This window comes from Methylobacter tundripaludum (assembly GCF_002934365.1).
In the GTDB taxonomy this organism is placed as follows: domain Bacteria; phylum Pseudomonadota; class Gammaproteobacteria; order Methylococcales; family Methylomonadaceae; genus Methylobacter_A; species Methylobacter_A tundripaludum_A.
This window is the reverse complement of sequence record NZ_PTIY01000002.1, coordinates 13,383-38,852: the sequence shown is the minus strand read 5'-3', so window position 1 is coordinate 38,852 and position 25,470 is coordinate 13,383. Positions and strand designations below refer to the sequence as shown.

Here is a 25,470-nt window from a genome sequence, read left to right as displayed (position 1 = left end):
GTCACTTACCCTCGTAAACCATGCGCCCCGAGCTATGCGCGCCGCGCTCCGAGCTGAAATTGAAATACAGTTTTCCCGTTGCCGGATTCCAGTCGAGCGTCAGCGTTAATTGATCGCCGGGCTGGATGACTTGGGTGAATTTAACCACTTCCATCTGCGAAAACGGTTTATCAATAACGAAAAACAGCTTGCCGAAATGCTCCACCCAAGCCAGTTGTACTACGCCCGGCAAAATCGGGTAATCGGCAAAATGATCGGGGAAATAAAGCAAGTCTTCGGGAACTTTAAGATCAAGCCGGACGCCTTCATGAGTCATATTAAAATTGAGCGTCTGGGGGAGTTTTCGGCCATCAAAATCCAGCAGGATTTTTAATAGATGATGCTCGATCTTACCTTGAGTGGTTAACGGCATCGTGTTTACAAACAACCATTTTCTGGGCAACACCACCGGCTCGAACCATTGCTCAAGCGTTCTGCGCAGTTGCCTGATTAGCCGGTTTCTGCCTTGGATTGCCAACTGCTCCAAGCCCTGTTGACTTAGCACTACGACCGCCGCGACGACATCCCGGTGATTGGTTATCACCAGCGCATGCGCATCCTCTATCCACGGCTCGGCCATCAAGCGTTGCTCCAGTTCGGCCAGGGACAGGCGTTTTTCTTCGACTTTGACGATACGATCCGACCTGCCGTGCAACATGAACCGGCCATCATCGTGCAAGGTGATTTGATCGTCCAACTGGAAACCTTGCTCTGCTTGCAAGTAAGGCGAATGTAGCAACCAGTTGCCATCGATATGACTCAACGCCATGCCTGAAAATAACGTCCAAGCCTCATCCTGCCGCCGCCAGGCGATACCGCCGGTCTCGGAGCTGCCGTAGACTTCGATCACCGCCTGCCCGCTTTCGTTCAATATCCGCTCCGCCGCATTTCCCGGCAACGCGCCGCCGGAACTGAAAACCGCCTTTAACCCGGCAATGCCGTCCCAGGGCGATGCCTGATCCAAGCGCTTTAAATGCGCCGGGCTGGCAATCCAGTAAGCCGGTCCGTGTTGAATGGCGTTCACCAGCGCTTCAGGATTGATATACGCCTGACTATGAAAACACCGCCCTGCCGACAACGGCCATAACACGCGGAACAGCAAGCCGTAGATATGTTGATGGCTGACCGTCGCCAATGCCGCAGCATCACCCAGTTGTTCGCCCCAGTTTTTTTCCAGCGTGTCGATTTCAAGCTGAAACTGGTGCAGGCATTTGGCTATCGGCTTGGCCTGCCCCGTAGAACCGGAAGTAAAAATAACCAGCCGACTGTCTAAAGGGTTTAACGGCGATAACGATTGGGTTGGACTGTTCGTCACGTCCAAGCAGCAATCGAAACGCTCGCCAATGTGCCAGTCGCCCAGCAATTGACAGTCTTTTGCTAATTGCTCTGCTGTGCCGGGACGGTTATTGCCGGGTATCCAGATTTGTTTACCGGCATGCAGCAACGCAAACAGCAGCACGGCGAAAGGATAGGCGTCTTCAGTGTACAGCGCGTAACGCAAAAACGGCTGCGCTTGCAGTTTGCCGGTCCAGGATTCAACGGCGTTGGCAAACTGCCCTGTCGAATAATACCGTCCGGCATGATAGGCGACAGGCGCGTCTACCGGCCTGTTGCCAATTAAGCAGAGAGACAACGGCAGCAGTTTATCTGACATGTTTCTGGGTTCTGATTCTGACCAGATATTCTGCGGCGAATAAAACGCCCATCAACACGTAAGCGATCAGGCCGTTGTATAAACTCCAGACTTCCAAGCTGGCCCAAAGAGCCGTCGCCAAGGCCAATGCGCCGTTAATGATAAAGAAACCGCACCAGATTTGCGTCACGCGGCGGGTATAAATCACGCCTTCCGGCGGCAAGTCGGGGTGCTGAATGCGCGCCAAGCGCTCAATCAAACTGGGCGGATAAAACAAGCTCCAGCCGAAAATGAGCAGCATCAAGCCATTGACCAGCGCCGGATAAAACAGCAAGGTGCCTAACTGGTTGCTCCACATCGCAAACACGCAATAGCCGATGCCCGCAATCGTTAAAGGAATACTCCAATGTTTGCTGGAATAACCCGCCGCCAGTCTGACCAGCAGCAACACGATCAATAGGGCGGCGATTTTCCAGGGCTCGAAATGACGTCCGCCGAAAAAGACTGCCGCCGGGTATAACAGGATTGACAGGCCAATCATGCTGTTTGCAAGCAAGCGCATATTTATCTCGTTCCCACGCGCTGCGTCACGGCCAAGTTAACCACAATGACACCGTAGGAGCGGGCCGTGCCCGCGACATTTGAGCAGCGATTGCAGAATTGTAGCTACTTCATCGCGGGCATGGCCCGCTCCTACAACGCTTAACTTCATAGCCGTGACTCGCGGCGTAGCGCGTAGGAACGAGAAAAAAGGACATAACCGGATCGATAAAACCAGCAACCGCATATTAGTCATTAAGCATCTTGTAAACCGCCTCGACCACATCGCCAATAGTGCGGGCCGTTTTGAAATCTTCGGCTTTGATCGCTTTGCCGGTCATTTCTTTAAGCCTGACGATCATGTCCACCGCATCGATACTGTCGAAATCCAGGTCTTCATACAGCCGCGCGTCCAGGGTGATGGCCTGTTCGTCCATCTCGAACAGCTCGACCATTATCTCCCTGACCGCCGTTAAAATTTCTTCACGCTCTTTGATCATCATAACCTCAACCGCGCGCCGCTTGAATGTATTCAGCCAACGTTGAAACCGAAGAGAAAATCTTCACCGCGTCTTCTTTTTCGGCATCGATCTTTACATCGTATTTTTTGCGGATAGCCAAGCCCAATTCCAGCGCATCGATGGAATCAAGCCCCAAACCGTCGTTAAACAGCGGCGCATGACTGTCTATATCCGCCACGCTGATATCCTCCAGCTCCAGCGTATCGATAATCAGTTGTTTTAATTCATTTTCCATCGTGTTTATAAAGCTCTCTGTTGCGTAAAATAATCTTGCAGGTACTGGGTAAAACGGCGTGTCCCGACCGATTTTGGACTGATGCCGACAAACTCATCCAGCGCAATGTCGTCGCCGACGTGCATGGTCAGATGAAAGCGGCGGTCGGGAATTTGATACCACTGCTCGGCCTTGGTTAAGGTGCTGGGATAACAGCTCAGCGTGACCGGCGTCACCACGGCGTTGGCCTGCAACGCAATGGCCGCCGTTCCGCGTTGAAAACGATACGGCTTGCCGGGTATTGACCGGGTTCCCTCAGGAAAAATAACCATCGACCCGCCCGAGCGCAACCAGGCAACGCATTCGGCTATCATTTGCTCGGGATCGCCGTTGCTGATGTATCCCGCATTGACGATCGGGCCGCGCATGAACGGATTATGCCACAGCCCGGCTTTGACAATACAGCCGGCCTGTTTGATACGGCTGATCAAAAACACAATATCGACCAGCGTTGGATGATTGGCGATGATCAACTGGCCGGGCCGGTTAAGCTTGTCCAGGCCCACGACTTCGTAAGTCATTACGCCCAGTCTGTGCATCAAACCGATGAAGACATAAAAACTGTAAGACACTATTTTTTGGCCCCGGCTGACCTTTTGCCGCGGATTGCCGGGCAAAAAAGACAATACAGGAAACACCAATATCCACAGCAATAAGCCGCCCGCGCCAAAACTAAAAAAACTCAGTCCTGTTGCAAAAAGACGCCAGCCGTAGCCGAGTTTTGCTGCTATTTTTTGTACCATTCCCAACTGTGTCTATGATTGCCCAGCGCCAACGCTTTATCGTCGGAAACAAGAAACTTTAAAAAAGAGAATATCTGCAAGGCATGCTCGCCATCATCGCGCCGAGCGGGCGACCTGCTAAACCGCATCGGTAAGCCGTTCCCGGCTAAAGAAATCCTTAACGCCAGCGCACAAACCGCAGGCCCATTCAGTGCAAACGGCTGCGACGGATAAAAATCCGATAGCGGTTCATCATACAAAACCATCAGCACCTCGCTATGGTGTTCCTGCAAAAGCCCCAATGCTTCAATAAATGCAGGAGCAATGCCGTCCTGGCCCGGCGCAATCACGGTAATTTCCTGATGATTGGCATAGGCTATCGAAAACAGTCCCGATATGGCATTATGAACCGACAGGCTAAAAGCTGTCGGCGAAACTTCCTCGCCTTTCTGCATGCTTTGAAGCATCTCCAATGACTTGTTCACTTCGCCATGGGCGGAGCTGAAAACAATCGGCAGTGTTTTATCGCCATCCCTGCAACCGTCCGCCGCATTAAAAACCGCTCTGGCTAATGGGCTTAATCTGCGTTGCAGTGTCTTTGGCGCCGTAGCCGGTAGCGCCGCTTTTTCGGCTTGGACAAAGGCTTTGCCGCCAAGCCAATCCTCGCGGCTGCTGACGCCGGGAGCCCAGGCATTCCAGTTCAGCACGGCAAAATCGACCGCTTTTGATAGTACCATTATATCAACCCCGTTGACCGTTGACACTTGATGGATAGCACCGGGCGTTTATAGCCGCGTCCGATTTGCTGTGACTGTATTAGCGCGATGGCATGACGCCCAGAACCGGCGTGTTGCTTTTAAACATCGCCCAGACGGATACGCCGGGCGTCAGCATCAGACTTTGTGCGCTCTGCTGCGTGATCATCGCGGCCAATGTCTCGCCGCCGGCCAGCAGCACAATCACCTCCGCATTGACTTCGTCCTGCTGGACGCGAATCACGCTGCCGGACAAACAATTTCGCGCCGCGTAGCGAGTGGACCCGGAATCGATGACCAGCGTGATGTCGGCGCTGTTGACCAGCAATACCGCATCGTCGCCGACCTTTAACCCGAGATCGTTCAGCGATGTCTGGGTGAGAGTGGTAATCACCTGTTCGCCGCCTTTCAAGGTCACGGCAATCTCGGCATTCACCGTGCCGGCCTGAACCGCGCTAATACTGCCGAAAAGCTGGTTGCTGGCGCTGGTTTTAACCACCAGCCGTTGCAACAGCAGGACCGTATCGGGGTCGCCTGCGAGACCTCGGTTGAGCTGTTCCAGAAATTGCCGATGCTGTTGTTCCAGGCGGGTAAACAGCGCCAGCAAAGAGCGTCCCGCCTCGGTCAAACAGGTGCCGCCGCCTTTACTGCCGCCGGTGGCGGTGCTGACCAATGTTTTCGGTGCGCCGTTGTTGGCTCTTTCGATGATTTGCCAGGCGCCTTTATAACTCAAGCCCACCTGCTTGGCGGCCTGATTGAGCGAGCCGCTTTGCTCTATCGCCCTTAGCAAACCGATCATGCGGCTGTCCAGACCGGCCAGCCGCAATTCGCCATCGACCCAGCAAGTCGGAATAGTGTTGTAATTTGAATTACCGATCATAAATGCTTGTATTGCGGTATAAAAATTGAGTTAAACATTATTTCCCAGTCAGGGCAACCCGTTTCCAATCAAATGACGTGAGGGCGGTGCTGAATATCCCTACATTGTCACCAAGTCTACAGAACATAACAAAATGTCCGAAACAAAACATTATCCACTTTTTCGACGACAAAAATAATCAATATAACTCAATAACTTAATATCGTTAACATTCATTGGCACACCGCTTGCTTAAGCATTACCATTAACATCGTTATGTACTTTTATACATAACGAGTTAAACTAGAGCGCCGTCTTATTTTAGTTTTCCAAAATAAGACCTGTATGTATCGGCGAATCAACGTACAACTTGCATGGATGCAGGAGCAATTGCCGAGATGTAAACATCATAACTCATAATTATTAGGTCATTGACGATGAGAAGAATACCTCTTGCCGGTGTGGCGGGCCACACACTCAGTTTGATTGTCGCCGGCGGCTTTTGCATGGCCGGTAGCGGCACTGCTCAGGCTGCTGAGCAGAAAAAATACACCAAACCCCCTGTCGCACCGTTTGCCAGCCAGATGCCCGATGCCTTGCTGGGTTCCGACAAATACGAAAAACCGGTCTGGAACCTGCACGACACACTGAAACTGCCGAAATGGCTGTCGCTGTCGGTGGAGCAGCGCACCCGCTACGAGACCATGGACGGAAGATTCAATGCCAACGGTAAAGGCGGCGACCAGCAAATTCCGCTGCAAACCGACGTCTGGCTGCAAGCCAACCTGGGCGCGTTCCGGTTCGGCGCGGAGTTCCTGGATTCGCGCGCCTTGAGTGCCGACAGCGGTTCCGGCGTCAACAACACCCATGCCGATCAAGCCGATTTTATCCAAGGTTATGCCGCCTGGGCCGACCAGAATGTTTTATACAGCGGCATCGGCGCCGAGGTGACTGCCGGCAGGCAAACCCTGAATCTCGGCAGCCGCCGATTGATTGCCAGAAACGCCATGCGCAACACCATCAACAGTTTTACCGGGGCAAAGCTGCGTCTGCTGGATTACGGTAACTGGCAATTCAACGGCTTTGTCACCATGCCGGTGCTGCGCTTCCCGACTGCCGCCGCCGACATTCTCAACGAAACGCACCAATGGGACGAAGAGGACACCAACACCCTGTTTTCAGGCGGCTTTTTGGAACTGTACAACCTGGGCTGGGGCGTCAACAGCGAAGTTTATCTGTATCATCTTGACGAGAGCGACAGCGCCCGCAATCCGACCCGCAATCGCCGCTATTTTACGCCCGGCATGCGCTTCTTTATCAAGCCCGCCAAAGCCGAATTCGACTTTGAGCTGGAAACCATCGGCCAATTCGGCACGGTGCGGGCAACCACCGGCGCCACCGACGGCAGGGATTTACAGCATCAGGCCTGGTACCAACATGCCGACGTCGGCTATACCTTCGATATGCCGTGGTCGCCGCGTCTAGGCTTGCAATACGACTACGCCAGCGGCGATGCAAATCCCAATGACGACAAAGACCAGCGTTTCGACACACTGTACGGCGCCCGCCGTTTCGAGTTCGGCCCCACCGGCATTTACGGTGCGTTCGCCCGCAGCAATATCAACAGCCCCGGCTACCGGATCGGAATTAATCCGCGTTCCGACGTACAAGCCTTTTTAGGCCATCGGGTGTTCTGGCTGGCATCGGCAAAAGACAGCTGGACCAGTGCAGGACTGCAAGACACAACCGGCCGTACCGGCAATTTTGTCGGCCATCAATTGGAATTATCGACTCGCTGGGATGTCAACAGCAGCCTGAACCTTGAAACAGGTTGGGCGCATTTGTTTAAAGGCCACTTCGCCAAAAATGCACCGTCGGCGCCCAATGCGCAAGACGTCGAATATTTTTATGTGCAAAGCATGCTTAGATTTTAAGGCGCTTGCCAGGCATTCTTTCCCACACCTTTGGAGATATAACGCATGTTACCCACTATCTTTTCCCGTACAATCCTGGCCTTGGCGTTGCTGCTATTCGGTCAAACAAGCATGGCCGCAACAGTCCTGGTCGCCGTCGCAGCCAATTTCACCAAACCGATGACCGAAATTGCCGAGGCTTTTGAAAAATCTACCGGCCACAGCGCCAAGCTGTCGTTCGGCTCCTCCGGCAAATTCGTCTCCCAAATCGAGAACGGCGCGCCGTTCGAAGTGTTTATGGCCGCGGATGCGGAAAACGCAATCAAATTGCAAAATGCAGGGCTGGCGGTAGCCGATACCCGCTTCACCTACGCGCTCGGAAAACTGGTGCTGTGGTCGGCAACGCCGGGATTGGTCGACGAGCAAGGCCAAATCCTGAGTAAAGGCGGGTTCAAACATATCGCGCTGGCCGATCCCAAACTGGCTCCCTATGGTGCGGCGGCGCTGGACGTGTTAAAAAATATGGGGCTTTTTGAAAAGCTGCAACCTTTATTTGTGCTGGGCGAAAACATCTCGCAAACCCATCAATTCGTCAGTACCGGCAATGCCGAATTGGGCTTTGTCGCCTTATCGCAAGTCATCGGCAACGGCAAGATCGGCAGCGGCTCGGGGTGGATCGTACCGGACGACCGCCATGCGCCAATTCGGCAGGATGCGATATTGCTGAGCAAAGGCGTGGAAAATCCGGCCGCACCGGCACTGCTGCAATTTTTAAAAGCGCCGCAGGCCCAAACGATTATCCGTAAATACGGTTACAACCTCCCCAACCAATCTTGAAGCCATGTTAAGCGCCTCCGATATTGCCACCTTGTGGCTGACATTCAAAGTTGCAGGTTACGCCACACTGCTGATGATGTTGCTGGGAACGCCGTTGGCCTGGTGGCTGGCGCGCACTGCATCGCGCTGGAAAGGCGTCTGCAATGCGCTGGTCGCGCTACCGCTGGTGTTGCCGCCGACCGTGCTGGGCTTCTATCTGCTGGTCATGATGGGGCCGAACGGCGCTATCGGCCGCTTGACCACCGAACTGGGCCTTGGCACCTTGCCGTTTACCTTTCCCGGATTGGTGGTGGCGTCGGTGCTGTATTCGTTGCCGTTTGTCGTACAACCGTTGCAAACCGCATTCGCCACGATCGGCGAACATCCCCTGGAAGCGGCGGCGACTTTGCGCGCCGGCCCTTTGGATACTTTTTTCAGCGTCGTCGTACCGCTGGCGAAACCCGGATTCATGACCGCCGCTATCTTGGGCTTTGCCCATACCGTCGGCGAATTCGGCGTGGTATTGATGGTCGGCGGCAATATTCCCGACAAAACCCGCGTGGTGTCGGTACAAATCTACAATCATGTCGAAGCCCTGGAATACAGCGAAGCCCACTGGTTGGCGGGCTGTTTGCTGCTGTTCTCGTTCAGCGTGTTGCTGGTGCTGTACACCGCGCTGAAAACACAGCCTGTCGCTCATCCGCTTAAATAATCGGCAACTGATTGGCTTAGGATCGTGTATAAATTAATTTAGGCAATTACCATGAAGAGCATGAAGGACATGAAGACTTAAACCTTTCATGCCGCTTCATGTCCTTCATGGTTAAAAAATGAAAAATAAAACTTGCTCAAGTTATTTCATGCACGTTCCTTAGGATATGGTCAGTAATAACTTCCCGATAGGGATCGGATGAAATTTTTCCGTTCACCCTGAGCCCAGCCGAAGGGCTCAGCACGAACGACTTGACGACCGAAAATAGTGATTTCGGGAAGTTATTTGTAACCAGATCCTTAGAAAAATGGAACTCGGATTAGAAGGATTGTCACGAATTTTTATTTATCCTATTTGCTTTGGCCGTTTCATAGACATTTCTATCAGTGAAGATCAGTAAAATCCGCGTTTTATTATTTAAAAAAATATTATGACAACAATACTAGCCCGCTTCCAGCTCGACTACGGCGACTTTAAACTGGACGTCGATTTAACACTGCCCGGCACCGGCATTACGGTGTTGTTCGGCCATTCCGGCTCCGGCAAAACCACCCTGCTTCGCTGTATCGCCGGACTGCAACGCGCGCCGCTGGGTAAGCTTGAAATCAACGGCCATGTTTGGCAGGACAGCGAACGCAACCTGTTCCTGCCTACTTATAAACGGCCGCTGGGCTACGTGTTTCAGGAAGCCAACCTGTTTCCGCATTTGACGGTGCGGGATAACCTGCACTACGGTTTGAAGCGGATCAAACAAAATTCGGGCACGGTCAAACTGGAACAGGCCGTTGAACTGCTGGGCATCGGCCACCTGATGGAGCGCATGCCCGGACACTTGTCCGGCGGCGAGCGCCAGCGGGTCGCAATCGCCCGCGCCCTGGCGCTCAATCCTGAAGTCCTGCTGATGGACGAACCGCTGGCGTCGCTGGATTTCAAACGCAAGCAGGAAATTCTGCCGTTTTTAAGCCGACTGCATCAGCAACTGGACATTCCGGTGCTGTACGTCACCCATTCGCAGCAAGAGGTCGCGCAACTGGCCGACACGCTGGTGATCCTGGAAGACGGCCGGGCGCTGGCTTCCGGGCCGCTGCCGGAAACGCAAAGCCGTCTCGACGTGCCGCTGGCGCAAGACCGGGAAGCCGCCACGGTTTGGCAGGCGACCGTCGCCGAACACGAAGCCGACTATCATCTGACCCGCGTCGCCTTTGCCGGAGGTTCACTCAGCCTACCGGCGGTCGATGCAGAGATCGGCACACCGTTACGGGTACAGATTTACGCCCGCGACGTCAGCATCGCCCTTGAAGCGCCGACCGCCACCAGCATTCTCAATGTGCTGCCTGCAACGATCACCGGCATCGCCGACGGTCGCGACGGCCAAACTGTGGTGCAAATGCGGATTGGCAATCAGGCGCTGCTGGCGCACATCACCCGCAAATCGGCGCTAATGCTGGGTTTGCAGATCGGCATGGCGGTTTACGTGCAGATCAAGGGTACCTCGATATTAAATTAATCAACATCTGGAGATTCATCATGAAAGCAAGCGCACGCAATCAGTTTACCGGTACCGTCAGCCAAGTCATTATCGGCGCAGTCAATGCCGAGGTTCATATCGGCTTGAAAGGCGGAGAGACCATCGTCGCCTCGATTACCAAGGAATCCGTCGAAACCTTGGGGATCAAGATCGGCATGGAAGTGGTCGCGCTGGTCAAAGCCCCGCAAATCATCATCGTCACCGATTTCGGCGGCTACCGGCTGTCGGCCCGTAACCAGCTGCAAGGCACGGTAACCCTGGTTAAACCGGGGGCTGTCAATGCCGAAGTCGATATTGAGCTGAAAGGCGGCGAGCAGGTTGCCGCCACCGTGACCAACGACAGCGTCGAAGCCTTGGGTTTGAGCAAAGGCCAAGCCGCCACGGCGGTGTTCAAGGCCGGCGCGGTGATCCTGGCTGTCGCCGGCTGATAATCTTCCGCTTCCTCGTTCCCACGCCTGTCCTGAGCTTTATCGAAGGGCAGCGCGTGGGAACGAGGGAAACATCTCTTAATTAACGGAGGTAACCATGCTGCTGGAAATGAATGTAAAACTGCGCAGGGGACATTTCGACCTGACTACGCGCTTGTCGATCAGCGACTCAAGCGTCGGCCTGTTCGGCAAATCCGGCGCAGGCAAAAGCACGGTGCTCGGCTTAATCGCCGGTACTATTCAGCCGCAAAACGGACATATCGTGCTGGACGGCAAAATCCTGTTCGACAGCCGCAAAGGCATCATGATGCCGCGCGAACAGCGGCCTGTGGGCGCTGTATTGCAAATCGACTGCGCCGATTCGACTGAAACCGTTCGCGACAACCTGACCTCCGCCTATAACCGGACGCTGAAACACCGCCGCATTTTTAAGCTGGATTTTCTAATCGAGCTGTTGGAATTGGGGCCTATCCTGAACCATGTCATCGAACTGCTTTCCGCCGGTGAACGCCAACGGGTGGCGCTGGCCCGCTCGCTACTGAAATCGCCGCGACTATTGCTGCTGGACGAGACCTTTGCCGCGATCGGCAACGGTTACCGAATACAATTGCTGCCGATTCTAAAACGCTTACAGGATGAACTGAGCTTGCCGGTGCTGTATGCCAGCCAATCCCTGGGAGAGATTCTGGAGCTGACCGACCGGCTGATTGTGCTGGAACAAGGCAAAGTGCTGCACAACGGCTCGCTGCTCGATGTCGCCAAGCAGCAAGGCATGTTGCGCTATCTGGGCATCCGCCAGATCGACAACATCTTGCCGGTGACCGTCAGCCGTCACGACTATGTGTCCGGTTGCAGCCTGGCCCACAGCTTCGGCCTGCCGCTGACCTTGCCGCTACGGCCGCATTTAGCTGTCGGCAGTGAGGCGCAAGTGTCGATACGCGCCAAAGACATAGCCTTATCGCGCAGCTATATCGACGGCATATCGATACAAAATCAAATCAAGGGCCGCATCTGCGCACTGATTCCCAGCGGAGAAAGCCTGATCGTGCAGGTCGATTGCGGCAGTACGCTGCTGGCTGAAATTACGCCGGGCGCTGGCCGGAACATGGCCTTGCAGGAAGGTGAAGTCATCTATTGCCTGATTAAAACCCACTCCATTGCTTACCTGACCGAGCTCGACGCCCTGCCCTACCAACGGGTAATCAGTCACGGCGACGGCCAATATTATCTCGATACAGCCGGCTCGAACGACGGCTTCTTGCCTGAATAACCCGACACCTTTAGCCGGTCTCAGCAAACCAGCGCCTGCAACCGCTGGTGGCTCCCCAACTATCCCACTATGTTTATCCGTCAAATCCATTACCTGCTGGCGCTGTCGAAAACCGAACATTTCGGCCGTGCGGCTGAAATATGCTGCGTTTCCCAACCGGCCTTATCCACCGCCATCCAGCATCTTGAAGAAGAACTGGGCGTTACCCTCATCCGCCGCGGCCAACGCTTTCAGGGCTTTACGATGGAAGGCGAACGCCTGTTGCAATGGGCGCGGATTCTGGCGCAAGACTGGGAATGCATGAGGCAGGAAGCGGCGCAATGCAACCGGCAACTCACCGGCACGCTCCGCATCGGCGCCATTCCCACTACGCTGGCCGTGGCTCCATTGTTAACCGAACCTTACCAGAGCGATTATCCGGGCGTCGGCGTCAAACTGGTTTCGCTATGCGCCGACGACCTGATCCGTCAACTCGACAACTTCGAGCTTGATTTGGGGCTGACTTATCTCGAAGATCCCGGACTGAAAGGTTTCCGAAAACTGCCATTGTACCGGGAACGTCATGTGCTGTTGGCCCGCAGCCCCGACCCCAGGCTTTTTAAAGACAATTTAGGCTGGGCCGATGTCGCAAAATTGCCGCTGTGCCTGCTAACGCCGAACATGCAAAACCGCCGCCTGATCGACGCCGCCTTCCGAGAAGCGGGCATAAGCCCCAACATCATGCTGGAAACAGACTCGGTGTTCGCCCTGTACGCCTACGTTCGCAGCGCAGGCCTGTACAGCGTGGTGCCGCACAGCCTGTTAAGCCTGTTTGAAATGAGCAGGGACGTCACCGCCATTCCATTGAACCCTGAACTATCGCGGGAAATCGGCCTGATCGCCCGCCGCCAGGATTTGCCGCCACCGTTGCAGAACGCCGCCTGGAACATCGCCCAAAGCCTCAATCTGCAACACCGTTTCGACGGTTTGATAACCGCAATCTATTAACCGATACGGCGAAACGATTAGACGCTGACGCCGCAAGCACCGGACAATACTGCCACCCGGCCGGGATAAATCAGGGCCGTCCGCATCGCGGACGCGCCCTCCCCCAACTATCATTAAGGCAAAGCAAAATGGCAAAAATTATTCTGGTTCTTTACGACGATCCTATCGACGGTTATCCAACATCCTATGCCCGTAACGACCTGCCTCAGCCGGAGCGTTACCCTGACGGACAAACACTGCCTACGCCCAAGGCCATCGACTTCAAACCCGGTGCATTGCTCGGCAGTGTTTCAGGCGAGTTGGGTTTGCGTAACTACCTGGAATCGAACGGTCATCAACTGGTCGTGACGTCCAGCAAGGACGGTGCCGACAGCGTTCTGGACCGCGAGCTGCACGACGCCGAAATCGTCATTTCCCAACCGTTCTGGCCGGCCTATATGACCGCCGAACGCATCGCCAAGGCGAAAAACCTGAAGATGATCGTGACCGCCGGTATCGGCTCCGATCACACCGATCTGCAAGCCGCGATGGAACGCAACATTACCGTTGCCGAAGTGACTTATTGCAACAGCAACAGCGTTGCCGAACATGTGGTCATGATGACGCTCGCGCTGGTGCGCAACTACATTCCGTCCTACAACTGGGTGATCAAAGGCGGCTGGAATATCGCCGACTGCGTGGCGCGTTCCTACGACCTGGAAGCGATGAACGTCGGCACCGTCGCGGCCGGTCGTATCGGTCTGCGCGTATTGCGCCTGCTCAAACCGTTCGATGTGAAACTGCACTATCTGGATCGTCATAGACTGCCGGAAGCGGTCGAACAGGAACTTAACCTGACCTATCACTCCAGCCTGGAAAGTCTGACCGAGGTGTGCGACGTCGTGACCTTAAACTGTCCGCTGCATCCTGAAACCGAGCACATGATCAACGAGCAGACGCTGAAGCACTTCAAACGCGGCGCCTATCTGATCAATACGGCGCGCGGCAAGTTGTGCGACCGCGATGCGATTGTCAATGCGCTGGAAAGCGGACAACTGGCGGGTTATGCCGGCGACGTCTGGTTCCCGCAACCGGCACCCAACGACCATCCTTGGCGCACGATGCCGAATCATGGCATGACGCCGCACATTTCAGGCACCAGCCTGTCGGCGCAGACACGTTACGCTGCCGGTACCCGCGAAATTCTTGAGTGCTACTTTGAAAATCGGCCCATTCGCGACGAATACCTGATTGTCCAAGGCGGCAAGCTGGCCGGCGTCGGTGCGCATTCCTATAGTAAAGGCAATGCCACCGGTGGATCGGAAGAAGCGGCCAAGTTCAAGAAGGATTGATAGTAATCGTTTGAACTGAAGCCGGGGATGCGCGGGTCAATGCCGCATCCCCTTTGCCGACTTGGAAGGAGGGGCTTAACTAATGCCGCTTAAGAATAAAAATAGAAATGGCGGCAAAGTCCTTCCGCCAAGACCTTCGCTATTACATATAGCTTGGGCCGGACTGGGGTCAAGTTTGGCTATCGCTTCCATTGCCGCCTTAAGTCAACTTTCCGGCCACCCCTGGATATTGGGTTCTTTCGGCGCATCCTGTGTTTTATTGTTCGGATTCCCGGATGCGGTATTTGCACAACCGCGCAATCTGATCGTCGGTCACTTACTTTGCTCTTTGATTGGCTTGGGTTTTCTCAAATTCGTCGGCCCCGACTGGTGGAGCATGGCTTTGGCTGTCGGCACCGCCCTGGCTGCGATGCTGGTCACACGTACCGTTCACCCGCCCGCAGGTTCCAATCCTGTGATTATTTTTTTAACCCGACCGGACTGGTCGTTTTTATTGTTTCCAACCTTGGCGGGCGCAATAGTTTTGTTTTTCCTGGCGCGTCTTATCTTCAAGCTGACGCGTACCGTTCGGCAAGCAGCCGCTATAAATTCTTAACCGCGCAAATGCGTTGCATCACAGCAGGCCGTGGCGTTTTCTGTTCACCCTGCTCAAATGCGACTATAGTCAGTACAGGGGAATAAACTTCCAACAGTTCATCCGGCTGCAACAAGAAATCGGGATTGCTGGGCTTGCCGTAATGTTCGTTGCCCATCATGAAGGTTTCATAAATCAACACGCCGCCCGGATTAAGCATTTCGGCAAGAGTGAGAAGCAACGGCCGATACAGATAGCGGCTGACTATTAAGCCGTCATACCGCCGCTCTGAGTCAGGCCAACCGCCCGCTTCAAAGTCGGCAATAGACGCGTTGATATTGTCCACCCCCAGCATGCTCGATAAGGCCTGAGCATCGCGGTCAATCGCATCGACCCGATAGCCTTGCTTGGCAAGGCAGATTGCATGGCGTCCATTGCCGCAGGCAAGGTCGAGTACCCGGCCTTCTTTAGCTATCAACGGAGCGTGTTTAACAATCCAGGGCGACGGTTTTTCCAGCAAATAGTGTTTCATCATCAGTGAGCCTTGACTATAAGTTGTTGTCGTTATTCCGTAAATACGGGGTTATTGAATGAATGAAATTCAACCAAAGCTACTGATTTATTTTACTGGGTTTTGATAAAAGCCGACATGCCTGCATTTGTCATCCTAAAGCGATTGTCTTGATAATTTATTAACAAATAGAATGCAAGGCTGCGCCAGGATGAATGCATCCCACCGAAAACAGCCTAGCACATTGGACGGCAAATCAGCCTCCATTCTTCGCCGATCTCAATTTCCAGGCCGCCCTGACGACCAGCGCGACGGCGGTCAGAAAACCGACCGTTGTCAATGTGAAGCTCAATCCCGCCTGAAACGGAAAATGCGCTTCGACAGGAATCGTAGCGACAACGGATGGCTTCGGCGTCAGGCCCCTGACCAGGAATGACAGTGGATTGAAAAAAGCACCGAAACAACAAGCGGCAACAACCCAGACGGGCGGATCGATGGCATACTGCCGAAACAGCAGGAAAAAGATGAACAGGAATTGGGCCATCATCAGATAGTCGATATGAGCCCTGATAATGTCGGCCCGTTCGACCAGCAATCCGGCCAAGCCGCCGTCCGGGAAAAACAGTGTGAAGCCGAGCACCCAGGCGATCGCAAGCGCTATCGCCAGACACAGTCCGGCAAACGCCAAAAGAAAAAGGTTGGTCATCGGTTCGTGTGAAATTTTCTGGTTTGTCATGGTTACCCTCATCGTTATACGGGGGCTTTCGCCCCACCTTGTTGGACGCCAATAGCGGCGAATTGCCCAAACCACCGCCACTTGGAGGGAGTTGTCAACAGCCTGCTATTTGACTAGACTGCACTGCCAACGCCTGCGTTAAAGACGGGGATCAAAACAATGTATCGGAGTATAAACAATGACAGACAGCCCCCGCTTGTATGAACGTGCTGCGACAGACACCGTCCAGTTCGACGCGCTCTGGGACATCAGCGACGGGCGCACGTTTTTTACCGGGCCGCTGTACTACAACGCGAGCCATCAACACGGCGCGCCTGTTTTTCTCGCCGGAATCTACGGCCGTTTTCGCCTGCGGCTGCATGGCGGCGATTGGCTGTCCTGCCGCACTGCACTTATTCCGGCCGGTGTCCTGCATGAGCTCGATGTCGGCGGCGACCCGCTGGCGGTGTTTTATATCGAACCGAATATCGCCGGGGCCGATGCGCTGAAACCGCTGATCCGTAATACTCGCCAAATAGACGGCGCGCTGGTCGGCACGGCCGGCGAGATTGCGTTCATGCGCGACCTTTACGAAGACCGCTATAATCCCCAGTGGACTGCGGAGCCATTGGCCGATCTGATGGATTTTTCCAAACGGCGGTCAGGAGCAGAGCCGATCGATCCGCGCATAGCCCAGGTGGTGGAATTTTTATTCGAACATGGCGACGATCTGACCTCAGTGGCGACGCTGTCGGAAGCGGTCGGGCTATCCGCCTCGCGATTCCAACACCTGTTCACAAAACAGATCGGCGTCCCTTTCCGCCGTTACCGAAGCTGGATCCGGGTACGGAAAGCGATATGCGAAATACTCAAAGGCAACAACTTCACGACTGCGGCGCACGCTACCGGGTTTTCGGACTCGGCCCATTTTAGCCATGAATTCCGCAAGACTTTCGGTGCGCCGCCCACGGTAGGCCTGCAAAAGCTGGCCCGATTGCAGCGCTGAACAGTGGGTGCACCTGTGAACCTGATAGCAAAACCTGAACATAGTCTTGCTTCGATGGAGGCCGGCGGATTGGGCGTGCTCCACTTGCGGCGCTATTGGTCTAAACGGATGCTGGAAATCGAGGGCCGGCTTGATCCGAGCAGTGTGCATGGCGAATACGGACTTGATTTCACGCTGATGCAGGGCCTGGGTTTGGGCATTGTCGAACCGGCGGAATATCTGTTTCATCAACGCCCTAGCTATGCCGAATTCGAACAGTGGATTGTGCAAAAGCTCGGCGGTGCTCCCGATGCCGCCTTGGTGGAGCGCCTTAATGCAATGGTTAGGCGTTATCTGGAACATCCGCGGCGTATCTACCCCATCAATGGGGAAGACATTCAAGACCCCGTGTTGTCGGCAGAGGACTTGGCGTTCTGGCGGGAAAACGGCTACGTGGTGCTGCGCAACGCGGTTTCCGCTGAGGATTGCCGGGAAGCGGAATCGGCGATATGGGACTTTCTCGGCATGGATCCGCTAAACTCAGAGAGTTGGTACAACGGAACGCATCTGTTTTGGGTGCCGCTGTTCCTGCATCCGGCCCTGAATAAAAACCGCGCAGCACCGCGCATCCGCAAAGCGTTCGAGCAACTTTGGGGAACAGGCGACTTATGGGCTAGCGTAGACCGTTCCAGCCTGAACCGGCCTGAGCGCGGCGGTATCAATATATCCGGCCCCAGCCGCATACACTGGGATGTCAGCCTTGCCTTGCCGATTCCGTTCGGCGTCCAGGGCCTGTTATACCTGAGCGATACCAGCGCCGAACAAGGCGCTTTCCGTTGTGTGCCGGGATTCCACCGCCGTATAGATCACTGGCTGGAGGAACTTCCGCCGGAGCAAAACCCGCGCGAACAGGATTTGGAAAGCCTGGATCCGGTGCCGGTCACCGGCTCGGCCGGGGATTTCATCCTCTGGCACCACGCCTTGCCGCACGCCAGCGGCCGCAACTTGGCGCATTACCCGCGGTTGGTGCAATACATTAAATTGTTTCCTCACGACCACGGCATCCATTCCGTCTGGAAATAAGAAGAACCCTTTCAACATTGCCTCAAGAATACAGGAGCAATGACGTGGCAGCCCCCCGGCTAATCTTCAAACTGATTGCTGATGCGCATGGCTTCCGCAACGGTGGTGCGTTTAGCCACAGCCATTGCCACCGCGCTGCTGCGCAGGGTGTTTCCCGCTATTTTTTTTCGCGCCAGTTTAATAAAAACACTGGTGTCTGGATCATTGGCGGCATCGGTCAGTTCGGTATTCATTTCCAGCAATTCATAAACGCCCACCCGGCCTTGATAGCCGGTGCCGTTGCAATGGATGCAGCCCCTGCCGCGGACAAAGCCTTGCGGATCCAAAGTATCGCCCAATTCAAGTTTAAGCCAAGTCTGTTCGAAGGGTTCCGGTATGGAAGGCTGGGCGCAACTTTCGCAGACGACCCGCACCAGCCGTTGGGCAATGACGCCCAACAAGGACATGGCGACCATAAAGCGCGGCACGCCCATGTCCATCAGCCGAATGGGCGAGCTGACGGCATCGTTGGTATGCAAGGTTGACAACACTAAATGGCCTGTCATCGCGGCGCGCAGGCCGATCTGCGCGGTTTCATGATCGCGCATTTCGCCGACCAGAACGATGTCCGGGTCTTGCCGCAAGGCGGAACGCAGTACCCGGGCAAAGTCGAGATCGATCTTTTCGTTTATCTGCACCTGGTTAATGCCGGGCAAACGGTATTCGACCGGGTCTTCCACGGTAATAATTTTGTTGGCGGAGGAGTTGAGTTCGCTGAGGGCGGCATAAAGAGTAGTGGTTTTACCGCTACCGGTTGGCCCGGTAACCAGTATCATGCCGTCAGGACGATGCAGCAGCTTGCGAAAACGGGCCAACAGTTCGGGCGGCATGCCCAGTTTTTCCAGCGAAAACCCTTCTGCATTCTGGATCAATAAACGCATGACCACGGATTCGCCGTAGATGGTCGGCATGGTCGATATACGCACGTCGACTGACTGTAGCCGCACTTTGACCTGGAAGCGGCCATCCTGCGGTAAACGTTTCTCGGAGATGTCGAGCCCTGACATGAGTTTGAGCCGCAATACCAGCGCTGTGGTAATTTTCAGGTCGGCTTCGGTTTGTTGGTGCAGTACGCCGTCAATGCGAAAACGGATATACAATTTATGTTCTTGCGGCTCTATATGGATGTCGGAAGCCCGTACTTGCACGGCGTCTTCAAACACTGATTTCAACAATCTGACGACAGGCGCATCGGCCGCTTCAGCCGATGTCAGCATTGAATTGAGATCGATATTGTCATCATCCGCCATATCGCTGCGCAATTGTTCGGCCAGTTTATCGATTTCATCGGTGCGCCGATAGGACTGGTCTATCGCCATCAACAAGTCAGCTTCCCTGACTACGGCGGGCTGAATATTCTTTTTCAGGATACGGCTTAATTCATCCAGCCCCATTAAGTCGGTAGGATCGGCCATAGCCAACAGGACGTCGTATTCGTTATTTTCCAGCAACAAGACCCGGAAACGCCGGGCAGCCGTCTCGGGCAACAACTTGATCGTTTCAGGCCTGCGCGGATATTGCAAAATATCCAAAAACGGGATTTTTAATTGCTGCGACAGAAAACTAAGCAGTTCCGTTTCACTGATAAAGTTTAAATTGATCAGGGTGCGGCCCAGCTGTCTTCCGGTTTTCTTTTGTTCGGCCAGCGCCGTCGTGAGTTGTTCTTCGGTAATAATCCGGTTTTGAACCAGCAGGTCGCCGAGACGAATTTTTTTGGTAATGTCCATGGGGGTCGTCAATTGCAGTCAGTTATGTATCGGTTGTTTAAATTTAGCACAGCTAAAATAAATACTGATAACTTTCCATAATGATGCGTTTCACTGCGTTCGACACATCCTACAATAAAAAAAGCCCCGGTTGTTCCAGGAACAACCGGGGCTTTTATTTCACTTAAAGCGTCTGAGCTTTAAGACGACAAGATTACATCATGCCGCCCATACCACCCATGCCGCCCATACCGCCCATGCCGCCCATGTCGCCGTGCGCATGTTTGTCATCGCTAGGTGCGTCGGCAATCATCACTTCGGTAGTCAGCATCAAGCCGGCAACAGAAGCCGCGTTTTGCAGTGCAGTACGGGTTACTTTCGCAGGGTCTAAGATACCCATTTCGATCATGTCGCCATACTGGCCGGTTGCCGCGTTGTAACCGAAGTTACCTGTGCCTTTTTGCACTTCGTTGAATACCACTGAAGGCTCGTCGCCTGCGTTGGAAACGATTTGACGCAGAGGCTCTTCCATCGCGCGACGCAGGATGTTGATACCGACTGTTTGGTCGTGGTTAACGCCTTCCAGTTTATCCAGAGCGGAAATAGCGCGGACCAGTGCAGAACCGCCGCCGGCAACAACGCCTTCTTCAACCGCTGCGCGTGTTGAATGCAGCGCGTCTTCAACGCGGGCTTTCTTTTCTTTCATTTCGATTTCTGTTGCAGCGCCGACTTTAATCACAGCAACGCCGCCCGCTAATTTAGCCAGACGCTCTTGCAGTTTTTCTTTGTCATAGTCGGAAGTTGCTTCGTCGGCTTGTGCGCGAATTTGTGCGACACGGGCTTTGATTTGCTCTTCAGAACCTGCACCATCAATGATAGTGGTGTTTTCTTTAGTGATTTGTACTTTTTTAGCTGTACCCAATTGCGATAATTCAGCTTTTTCCAGGCTCAAACCAACTTCTTCGGAAATAACCACACCGCCTGTCAACACAGCAATGTCTTCCAACATGGCTTTACGACGATCGCCGAAACCTGGAGCCTTAACGGCTGCAACTTTAACGATACCGCGAATGGTGTTGACAACCAAAGTAGCCAACGCTTCGCCTTCAACATCTTCGGCAACGATCAATAAAGGGCGGCCGGCTTTGGCAACGCCTTCCAGAACCGGCAGCATGTCGCGGATATTGGAGATTTTCTTGTCGTAGATAAGAATCATTGGGTCGTCTAATTCGACGCTCATGTTTTCTTGTTTGTTGATGAAATAAGGCGACAAATAACCGCGGTCGAACTGCATACCTTCAACAACGTCTAACTGGTTGTCCAGGCCTGAACCTTCTTCAACAGTGATTACGCCTTCTTTACCGACTTTTTCCATCGCTTCCGCAATGATTTTGCCGACAGACTCGTCAGAATTTGCAGAAATAGTACCTACCTGAGCAATCGCTTTGTTATCGACACAAGGCGTAGCGGAAGCCACAATCGCATCAACGGCTTTAGACACAGCTAAATCGATGCCGCGTTTTAAATCCATCGGGTTCATGCCCGCTGCAACGGCTTTTAAGCCTTCGTTGACGATAGATTGCGCCAATACGGTTGCAGTCGTAGTACCGTCACCGGCTACGTCGGAAGTGTGCGAAGCCACTTCTTTAACCATTTGCGCGCCCATGTTTTCGAATTTGTCTTTCAATTCGATTTCTTTTGCAACCGATACACCGTCTTTAGTGATGGTTGGAGCGCCGAAACTTTTGTCCAGAATCGCGTTGCGGCCTTTAGGGCCTAAAGTTACTTTTACTGCGTTTGCTAAAATATTGACACCACGCGCCATACGGACACGAGCATCATCACCAAATAATACGTCTTTTGCTGCCATTTTTATTCCTTAAATATTTTGTATGTAAATTTGATTAACGCGTTCAGGCTTAACCTAAAACGCCCATGATGTCTTCTTCACGCATAACGATCAGTTCTTCGCCGTCAACTTTAACTTCGTTGCCGGCGTATTTGCCAAACAGCACTTTGTCGCCGACTTTAACGTCCAGGGCGCGTACTGTGCCGTTGTCCAGTGGTTTACCGTTACCTACCGCCAAGATCACGCCTTGGCTTGGTTTTTCGGCTGCTGAACCAGGCAACACGATACCGCCGGGAGTTGTAGTTTCTTCTTCAACGCGTTTGACTATCACTCTGTCGTGTAACGGACGTATTTTCATCAATATCTCCTAACATTAAAATTAAAGGGTAAACTTGTTATTAGCACTCGCTAGTAATGAGTGCTAATGATAATGAGCTTTTGCAGTGTGTCAAGTTCTTTGGCATCATTCTCTATCACAATACAGCGACAACATGACCTATGAATGACAACCAACTACTACGCTATAGCCGTCAAATCATGCTTCCTCAAGTCGATATTGAGGGGCAACAAAAACTTCTAGCCGCCAGTGTGTTGATTGTCGGCGCCGGGGGGCTTGGCTCCCCGGCCGCTATGTATCTTGCCGCGGCCGGTGTCGGCAATATCGCGATTTATGATGACGACATCGTGGACTTATCCAATCTGCAAAGGCAAATTACTCATCACACACCGGATATTGGGACTGATAAGGTAATTTCAACCCGCAAGACACTTAATGAATTAAATCCCGATGTCAAAGTAAGGGCGGTTAAACAAAGATTGAATGGCGAACAACTTGATTCCGAAGTGATGCTGGCCGACGTGGTTTTGGACTGTAGCGATAATTTCTCAACGCGCTTTGCGATCAATCGCGCCTGCGTCAAACAGCAAACGCCGCTGGTATCAGGAGCGGCGATTCGCTTTGAAGGCCAAGTGACTGTGTTTACGCCGGGTACAAATGACAGCCCTTGCTACAATTGCCTCTACAACAGCGACGGCGAAGAATTGCAAAATTGCGCCACAAATGGCGTCATAGCCCCTGTCACCGGCATAGTCGGCAGCATTCAGGCCCTGGAAGCGATGAAGCTGATAATGAATATCGGAGACACGTTAACCGGACGCTTGCTGCTGTTGGACGGATTAACAATGGAATGGAATTCGCTGAAATTGCGGAAAAACCCAAGCTGCCCGACATGCAGCGGTTTACCGGTTTGATGGCCGATGAGCTTCCAGGCGATGCAATTCGCCTGGAAGCTCATCAACAACACAGCTTTACTTTTTGGCTAGCAATCCCTGGAAATATTTAATGGCCTTTTCTGCAAAATCGTTCACCATCGACGGACTATCGCCATGCGGTTCAATTTCACCGAACGGCTTGTCGCTGGCTTTGGTGAACCGGTAAATAAAATAGCCTAACGGTGCAAACGCAAACGCCGCGATCAGTATCATAACCACGAACAACTCAGTAACTCCACCCATGATTCCTCCTCATATTTTTATATGTGTATTATTATTTTCAAGGTGAACTTAAATAATACTCTCTTCCTGCTTCCGGTCAAAAAAAACGTCTTTCCCTAGCTATCTAAATATCTTGAAATTTTAACCAGTTATCATTGATTCTCTACCCCCCCTGCCTTGCGGTCAAATAAAGCAATAACCGCATAGAACAATAGCATTGCCGGCTTTGGGCGCCGTCAAAAGTTGCGTAAAAAAATAGTTCATCGTATACTTCAGGCCAGCTTACTTGATCGAGCTAGCATAATAATTTAAACACTACTGGAGATTCACAATGAAATGGGAAACACCAAGCTACACAGACCTGCGTTTCGGTTTTGAAGTAACAATGTACATCTACAATCGTTAATTCGATTTGGATCAAAAAAGGGGCTCTGGATGAGCCCCTTTTTTTTTGCCTGAAACCCTTTATTACCGTATCATCTAGCCCTTATCCCCAATTTAAATTACCTCCCAAACTATGAAGATCAGAGTTCTCGGTTCAGGTGCAGGCGGCGGTTTTCCTCAATGGAACTGCAACTGCCATAATTGCCGCCGCTTGCGGCACAAGGAAATGAACGGCAAAGCCCGTACCCAGTCATCGATTGCGGTCAGTACCGACAACCTTAACTGGCTGCTGTTCAACACCTCCCCCGACATTCGCGCGCAACTGGAAGCTTTTCCAGCCATCCAGCCTAAAGAAGGCGTTCGCGATACCGGCATTAAAGCGATCATGTTGATCGACAGCCAGATTGACCATACCACCGGACTGCTGATGCTCCGGGAAGGCAAGCCGCTGGACGTTTACTGCACGGAAATGGTCAAGCAAGACCTGACCACCGGCTTCCCTTTATTTAATATGCTGGCCGATTACTGCACCGTCAACCATCACCCGATTCCTTATGACGGCAGCAGTTTTACGATACCCGGCATTGACGACTTACGCTTTTACACCCAAGCCCTAAAAAGCAAGGCGCCGCCTTATTCTCCGCATCGGCATGATCCGCATGACGGCGACAATATCGGCGTCATCATCGAGCAAATTTCTACAGGCAAAAAAGTGTTCTATTCCCCCGGTCTGGGCGAAATAGAACCGCACGTCATGGCTGCGATGCAAACCGTCGATTGTTTACTGGTGGACGGCACCTTCTGGACCGATGACGAAATGTGTACTCAGAATATCAGCCATAAAAAAGCCCGCGAGATAGGCCACTTGCCTCAATCCGGCGAAGGCGGCATGATAGAAGTCCTAAACGGCGTTGCCAAAGCCCGCAAGATATTAATCCATATCAACAACACCAACCCGATCTTAGACGACGATTCCGAACAGCGTAAAATACTCGATGCCGCCGGCATTGAAGTCGCCTACGACGGTCTGGAAATCGATTTATAAAGGATGCACCATGAGCAGTGATAATACACCCTGGACCAAAGAACAATTTGAAGCCGAACTCCGCGGCATGGAAAGCCATTACCATATTCATCATCCTTACCATACCCTGATGAACGAAGGTAAACTGACCAAAGCGCAATTACAGGGCTGGGTCGCCAACCGCTTTTATTATCAGGTCTGCATTCCGATTAAAGACGCCAACATCCTGGCCAACTGCCCGGACCGGGAAACCCGCGCAAAATGGATACAACGGATTATGGATCATGACGGACATCCCGGCGATTCGGGCGGCATCGAAGCCTGGATACAACTGGGCATAGCCGTCGGCCTGACGCGTGAAGACATCACCTCGTTGAAATTCGTATTGCCGGGCGTGCGCTTTGCCGTCGATGCCTATGTTAATTTTGCCCGCCGGGCGGAATGGCACGAAGCGGCAAGCTCCTCGTTAACCGAGCTGTTCGCTCCCAAGATTCACCAGCAACGCCTCGACAACTGGCCGGAGCACTACCCCTGGGTGGACCAGGAAGGCTATATCTATTTCCGCAAACGCCTGACCGAAGCACGCCGCGATGTCGAACACGGCTTGGCGATTACATTGGATTGGTATAAAACCCGCGAACAACAAGAGCGCATGATTCAAATCCTGAAATTCAAGCTGGATGTGCTGTGGACGATGGCCGATGCGATGTATATGGCTTATATTCACGAGATGCCGCCGTATTTTAATATTAAGGCGTAGACAACCAACTGGAGGCAG

The 25,470-nt window shown here is 53.2% G+C and carries 28 protein-coding genes; 15 read left to right on the top strand and 13 right to left on the bottom strand.

Annotated features, from left to right (window positions below; all coding sequences use genetic code 11):
• Position 1 precedes the first annotated feature (1 nt).
• The 7 genes from B0F88_RS02285 to B0F88_RS02255 form a co-directional block, all read right to left on the bottom strand.
• Positions 2–1,693, bottom strand: coding sequence for an AMP-binding protein (locus tag B0F88_RS02285; RefSeq protein WP_104422337.1), 1,692 nt, complete (start codon positions 1,691–1,693; stop codon positions 2–4).
• Complete coding sequence (locus tag B0F88_RS02280; RefSeq protein WP_104422336.1) at positions 1,683–2,234, bottom strand: COG4648 family protein; 552 nt, start codon at positions 2,232–2,234, stop codon at positions 1,683–1,685. The genes B0F88_RS02285 and B0F88_RS02280 overlap by 11 nt, the downstream gene beginning before the upstream one ends.
• A 226-nt stretch (positions 2,235–2,460) precedes the next feature.
• A complete protein-coding gene (locus tag B0F88_RS02275) occupies positions 2,461–2,709 on the bottom strand; it encodes an acyl carrier protein (protein ID WP_181049828.1) in 249 nt (82 codons plus the stop codon).
• A gap of 10 nt (positions 2,710–2,719) precedes the next feature.
• Positions 2,720–2,968 (bottom strand): phosphopantetheine-binding protein, encoded by a 249-nt coding sequence (locus B0F88_RS02270; RefSeq protein ID WP_348529994.1) that lies wholly within the window; start codon positions 2,966–2,968, stop codon positions 2,720–2,722.
• Between the two features lie 5 nt (positions 2,969–2,973).
• The gene (locus B0F88_RS02265) at positions 2,974–3,750 is read right to left on the bottom strand and encodes a lysophospholipid acyltransferase family protein (protein ID WP_104422333.1); all 777 of its coding nucleotides are present in this window, start codon (positions 3,748–3,750) and stop codon (positions 2,974–2,976) included.
• Positions 3,735–4,466, bottom strand: a complete 732-nt coding sequence (locus tag B0F88_RS02260) for a beta-ketoacyl synthase chain length factor (protein WP_104422332.1) — start codon at positions 4,464–4,466, stop codon at positions 3,735–3,737. Before B0F88_RS02260 ends, B0F88_RS02265 begins: the two co-directional genes overlap by 16 nt.
• Positions 4,467–4,545: 79 nt before the next feature.
• Positions 4,546–5,364 carry a TOBE domain-containing protein gene (locus tag B0F88_RS02255; RefSeq protein ID WP_104422331.1) on the bottom strand — a complete coding sequence of 273 codons (819 nt, stop codon included), beginning with the start codon at positions 5,362–5,364 and terminating at the stop codon, positions 4,546–4,548.
• A gap of 416 nt (positions 5,365–5,780) precedes the next feature.
• Between B0F88_RS02255 and B0F88_RS02250 the strand changes: the two genes are divergently transcribed.
• The 9 genes from B0F88_RS02250 (at position 5,781) to B0F88_RS02210 (ending at position 14,923) form a co-directional block, all read left to right on the top strand.
• Positions 5,781–7,277, top strand: coding sequence for an alginate export family protein (locus B0F88_RS02250; protein ID WP_104422330.1), 1,497 nt, complete (start codon positions 5,781–5,783; stop codon positions 7,275–7,277).
• Positions 7,278–7,322: 45 nt separating this feature from the next.
• Positions 7,323–8,093, top strand: coding sequence for a molybdate ABC transporter substrate-binding protein (modA, locus tag B0F88_RS02245; protein WP_104422329.1), 771 nt, complete (start codon positions 7,323–7,325; stop codon positions 8,091–8,093).
• Positions 8,094–8,097: 4 nt separating this feature from the next.
• Positions 8,098–8,784, top strand: coding sequence for a molybdate ABC transporter permease subunit (modB, locus tag B0F88_RS02240; RefSeq protein WP_104422328.1), 687 nt, complete (start codon positions 8,098–8,100; stop codon positions 8,782–8,784).
• A 430-nt stretch (positions 8,785–9,214) separates the two neighbouring features.
• Positions 9,215–10,291, top strand: a complete 1,077-nt coding sequence (gene modC / locus B0F88_RS02235) for a molybdenum ABC transporter ATP-binding protein (RefSeq protein ID WP_104422327.1) — start codon at positions 9,215–9,217, stop codon at positions 10,289–10,291.
• A 20-nt stretch (positions 10,292–10,311) separates the two neighbouring features.
• The gene (locus B0F88_RS02230) at positions 10,312–10,740 is read left to right on the top strand and encodes a TOBE domain-containing protein (protein ID WP_104422326.1); all 429 of its coding nucleotides are present in this window, start codon (positions 10,312–10,314) and stop codon (positions 10,738–10,740) included.
• A 97-nt stretch (positions 10,741–10,837) separates the two neighbouring features.
• Positions 10,838–12,010, top strand: a complete 1,173-nt coding sequence (locus B0F88_RS02225) for a molybdenum ABC transporter ATP-binding protein (RefSeq protein ID WP_104422325.1) — start codon at positions 10,838–10,840, stop codon at positions 12,008–12,010.
• Positions 12,011–12,079: 69 nt separating this feature from the next.
• Positions 12,080–12,997: a LysR family transcriptional regulator gene (locus B0F88_RS02220; protein ID WP_104422324.1), complete on the top strand. Its 918-nt coding sequence runs from the start codon at positions 12,080–12,082 to the stop codon at positions 12,995–12,997.
• 128 nt (positions 12,998–13,125) lie between these two features.
• A complete protein-coding gene (locus tag B0F88_RS02215; protein ID WP_104422323.1) occupies positions 13,126–14,328 on the top strand; it encodes an NAD-dependent formate dehydrogenase in 1,203 nt (400 codons plus the stop codon).
• A gap of 82 nt (positions 14,329–14,410) precedes the next feature.
• The gene (locus B0F88_RS02210; RefSeq protein ID WP_104422322.1) at positions 14,411–14,923 is read left to right on the top strand and encodes an HPP family protein; all 513 of its coding nucleotides are present in this window, start codon (positions 14,411–14,413) and stop codon (positions 14,921–14,923) included.
• On the opposite strand, the gene B0F88_RS02205 is transcribed toward B0F88_RS02210, so the two are convergent.
• Together B0F88_RS02205 and B0F88_RS02200 are read right to left on the bottom strand one after the other, a co-directional pair.
• Positions 14,910–15,437, bottom strand: a complete 528-nt coding sequence (locus B0F88_RS02205) for a class I SAM-dependent methyltransferase (protein WP_104422321.1) — start codon at positions 15,435–15,437, stop codon at positions 14,910–14,912. The two genes, B0F88_RS02210 and B0F88_RS02205, sit on opposite strands and share 14 nt — an antisense overlap.
• A gap of 232 nt (positions 15,438–15,669) precedes the next feature.
• Positions 15,670–16,149, bottom strand: a complete 480-nt coding sequence (locus tag B0F88_RS02200; RefSeq protein ID WP_104422320.1) for a hypothetical protein — start codon at positions 16,147–16,149, stop codon at positions 15,670–15,672.
• Between the two features lie 178 nt (positions 16,150–16,327).
• Here B0F88_RS02200 and B0F88_RS02195 point away from each other — a divergent pair, with 178 nt between their 5' ends.
• Both B0F88_RS02195 and B0F88_RS02190 read left to right on the top strand, forming a co-directional pair.
• On the top strand, positions 16,328–17,134 hold the full coding sequence (locus tag B0F88_RS02195; RefSeq protein WP_104422319.1) for a helix-turn-helix domain-containing protein: 807 nt from the start codon (positions 16,328–16,330) through the stop codon (positions 17,132–17,134).
• Between the two features lie 15 nt (positions 17,135–17,149).
• Positions 17,150–18,196 (top strand): phytanoyl-CoA dioxygenase family protein, encoded by a 1,047-nt coding sequence (locus tag B0F88_RS02190; RefSeq protein WP_258076535.1) that lies wholly within the window; start codon positions 17,150–17,152, stop codon positions 18,194–18,196.
• A gap of 59 nt (positions 18,197–18,255) precedes the next feature.
• Here the strand turns inward: B0F88_RS02190 and B0F88_RS02185 are convergent, their stop codons facing one another.
• From B0F88_RS02185 to B0F88_RS02175, 3 genes are all read right to left on the bottom strand, one after another.
• Positions 18,256–19,962, bottom strand: coding sequence for a GspE/PulE family protein (locus B0F88_RS02185; protein ID WP_104422318.1), 1,707 nt, complete (start codon positions 19,960–19,962; stop codon positions 18,256–18,258).
• Positions 19,963–20,155: 193 nt separating this feature from the next.
• Entirely contained in the window at positions 20,156–21,811 is a 1,656-nt protein-coding gene (gene groL / locus B0F88_RS02180; RefSeq protein WP_104422317.1) for a chaperonin GroEL, read from the bottom strand.
• 49 nt (positions 21,812–21,860) lie between these two features.
• Entirely contained in the window at positions 21,861–22,148 is a 288-nt protein-coding gene (locus tag B0F88_RS02175) for a co-chaperone GroES (RefSeq protein ID WP_104422316.1), read from the bottom strand.
• Between the two features lie 140 nt (positions 22,149–22,288).
• Between B0F88_RS02175 and B0F88_RS02170 the strand changes: the two genes are divergently transcribed.
• Positions 22,289–23,041: a HesA/MoeB/ThiF family protein gene (locus tag B0F88_RS02170; protein WP_104422315.1), complete on the top strand. Its 753-nt coding sequence runs from the start codon at positions 22,289–22,291 to the stop codon at positions 23,039–23,041.
• A gap of 57 nt (positions 23,042–23,098) precedes the next feature.
• Here the strand turns inward: B0F88_RS02170 and B0F88_RS02165 are convergent, their stop codons facing one another.
• Positions 23,099–23,305 carry a hypothetical protein gene (locus B0F88_RS02165; RefSeq protein ID WP_104422314.1) on the bottom strand — a complete coding sequence of 69 codons (207 nt, stop codon included), beginning with the start codon at positions 23,303–23,305 and terminating at the stop codon, positions 23,099–23,101.
• 310 nt (positions 23,306–23,615) lie between these two features.
• Between B0F88_RS02165 and pqqA the strand changes: the two genes are divergently transcribed.
• From pqqA to pqqC, 3 genes are all read left to right on the top strand, one after another.
• On the top strand, positions 23,616–23,690 hold the full coding sequence (pqqA, locus tag B0F88_RS02160; protein WP_006892363.1) for a pyrroloquinoline quinone precursor peptide PqqA: 75 nt from the start codon (positions 23,616–23,618) through the stop codon (positions 23,688–23,690).
• Between the two features lie 111 nt (positions 23,691–23,801).
• Complete coding sequence (gene pqqB, locus B0F88_RS02155; RefSeq protein WP_104422313.1) at positions 23,802–24,713, top strand: pyrroloquinoline quinone biosynthesis protein PqqB; 912 nt, start codon at positions 23,802–23,804, stop codon at positions 24,711–24,713.
• A gap of 10 nt (positions 24,714–24,723) precedes the next feature.
• Positions 24,724–25,452, top strand: a complete 729-nt coding sequence (pqqC, locus tag B0F88_RS02150) for a pyrroloquinoline-quinone synthase PqqC (RefSeq protein ID WP_104422312.1) — start codon at positions 24,724–24,726, stop codon at positions 25,450–25,452.
• Positions 25,453–25,470 lie beyond the last annotated feature (18 nt).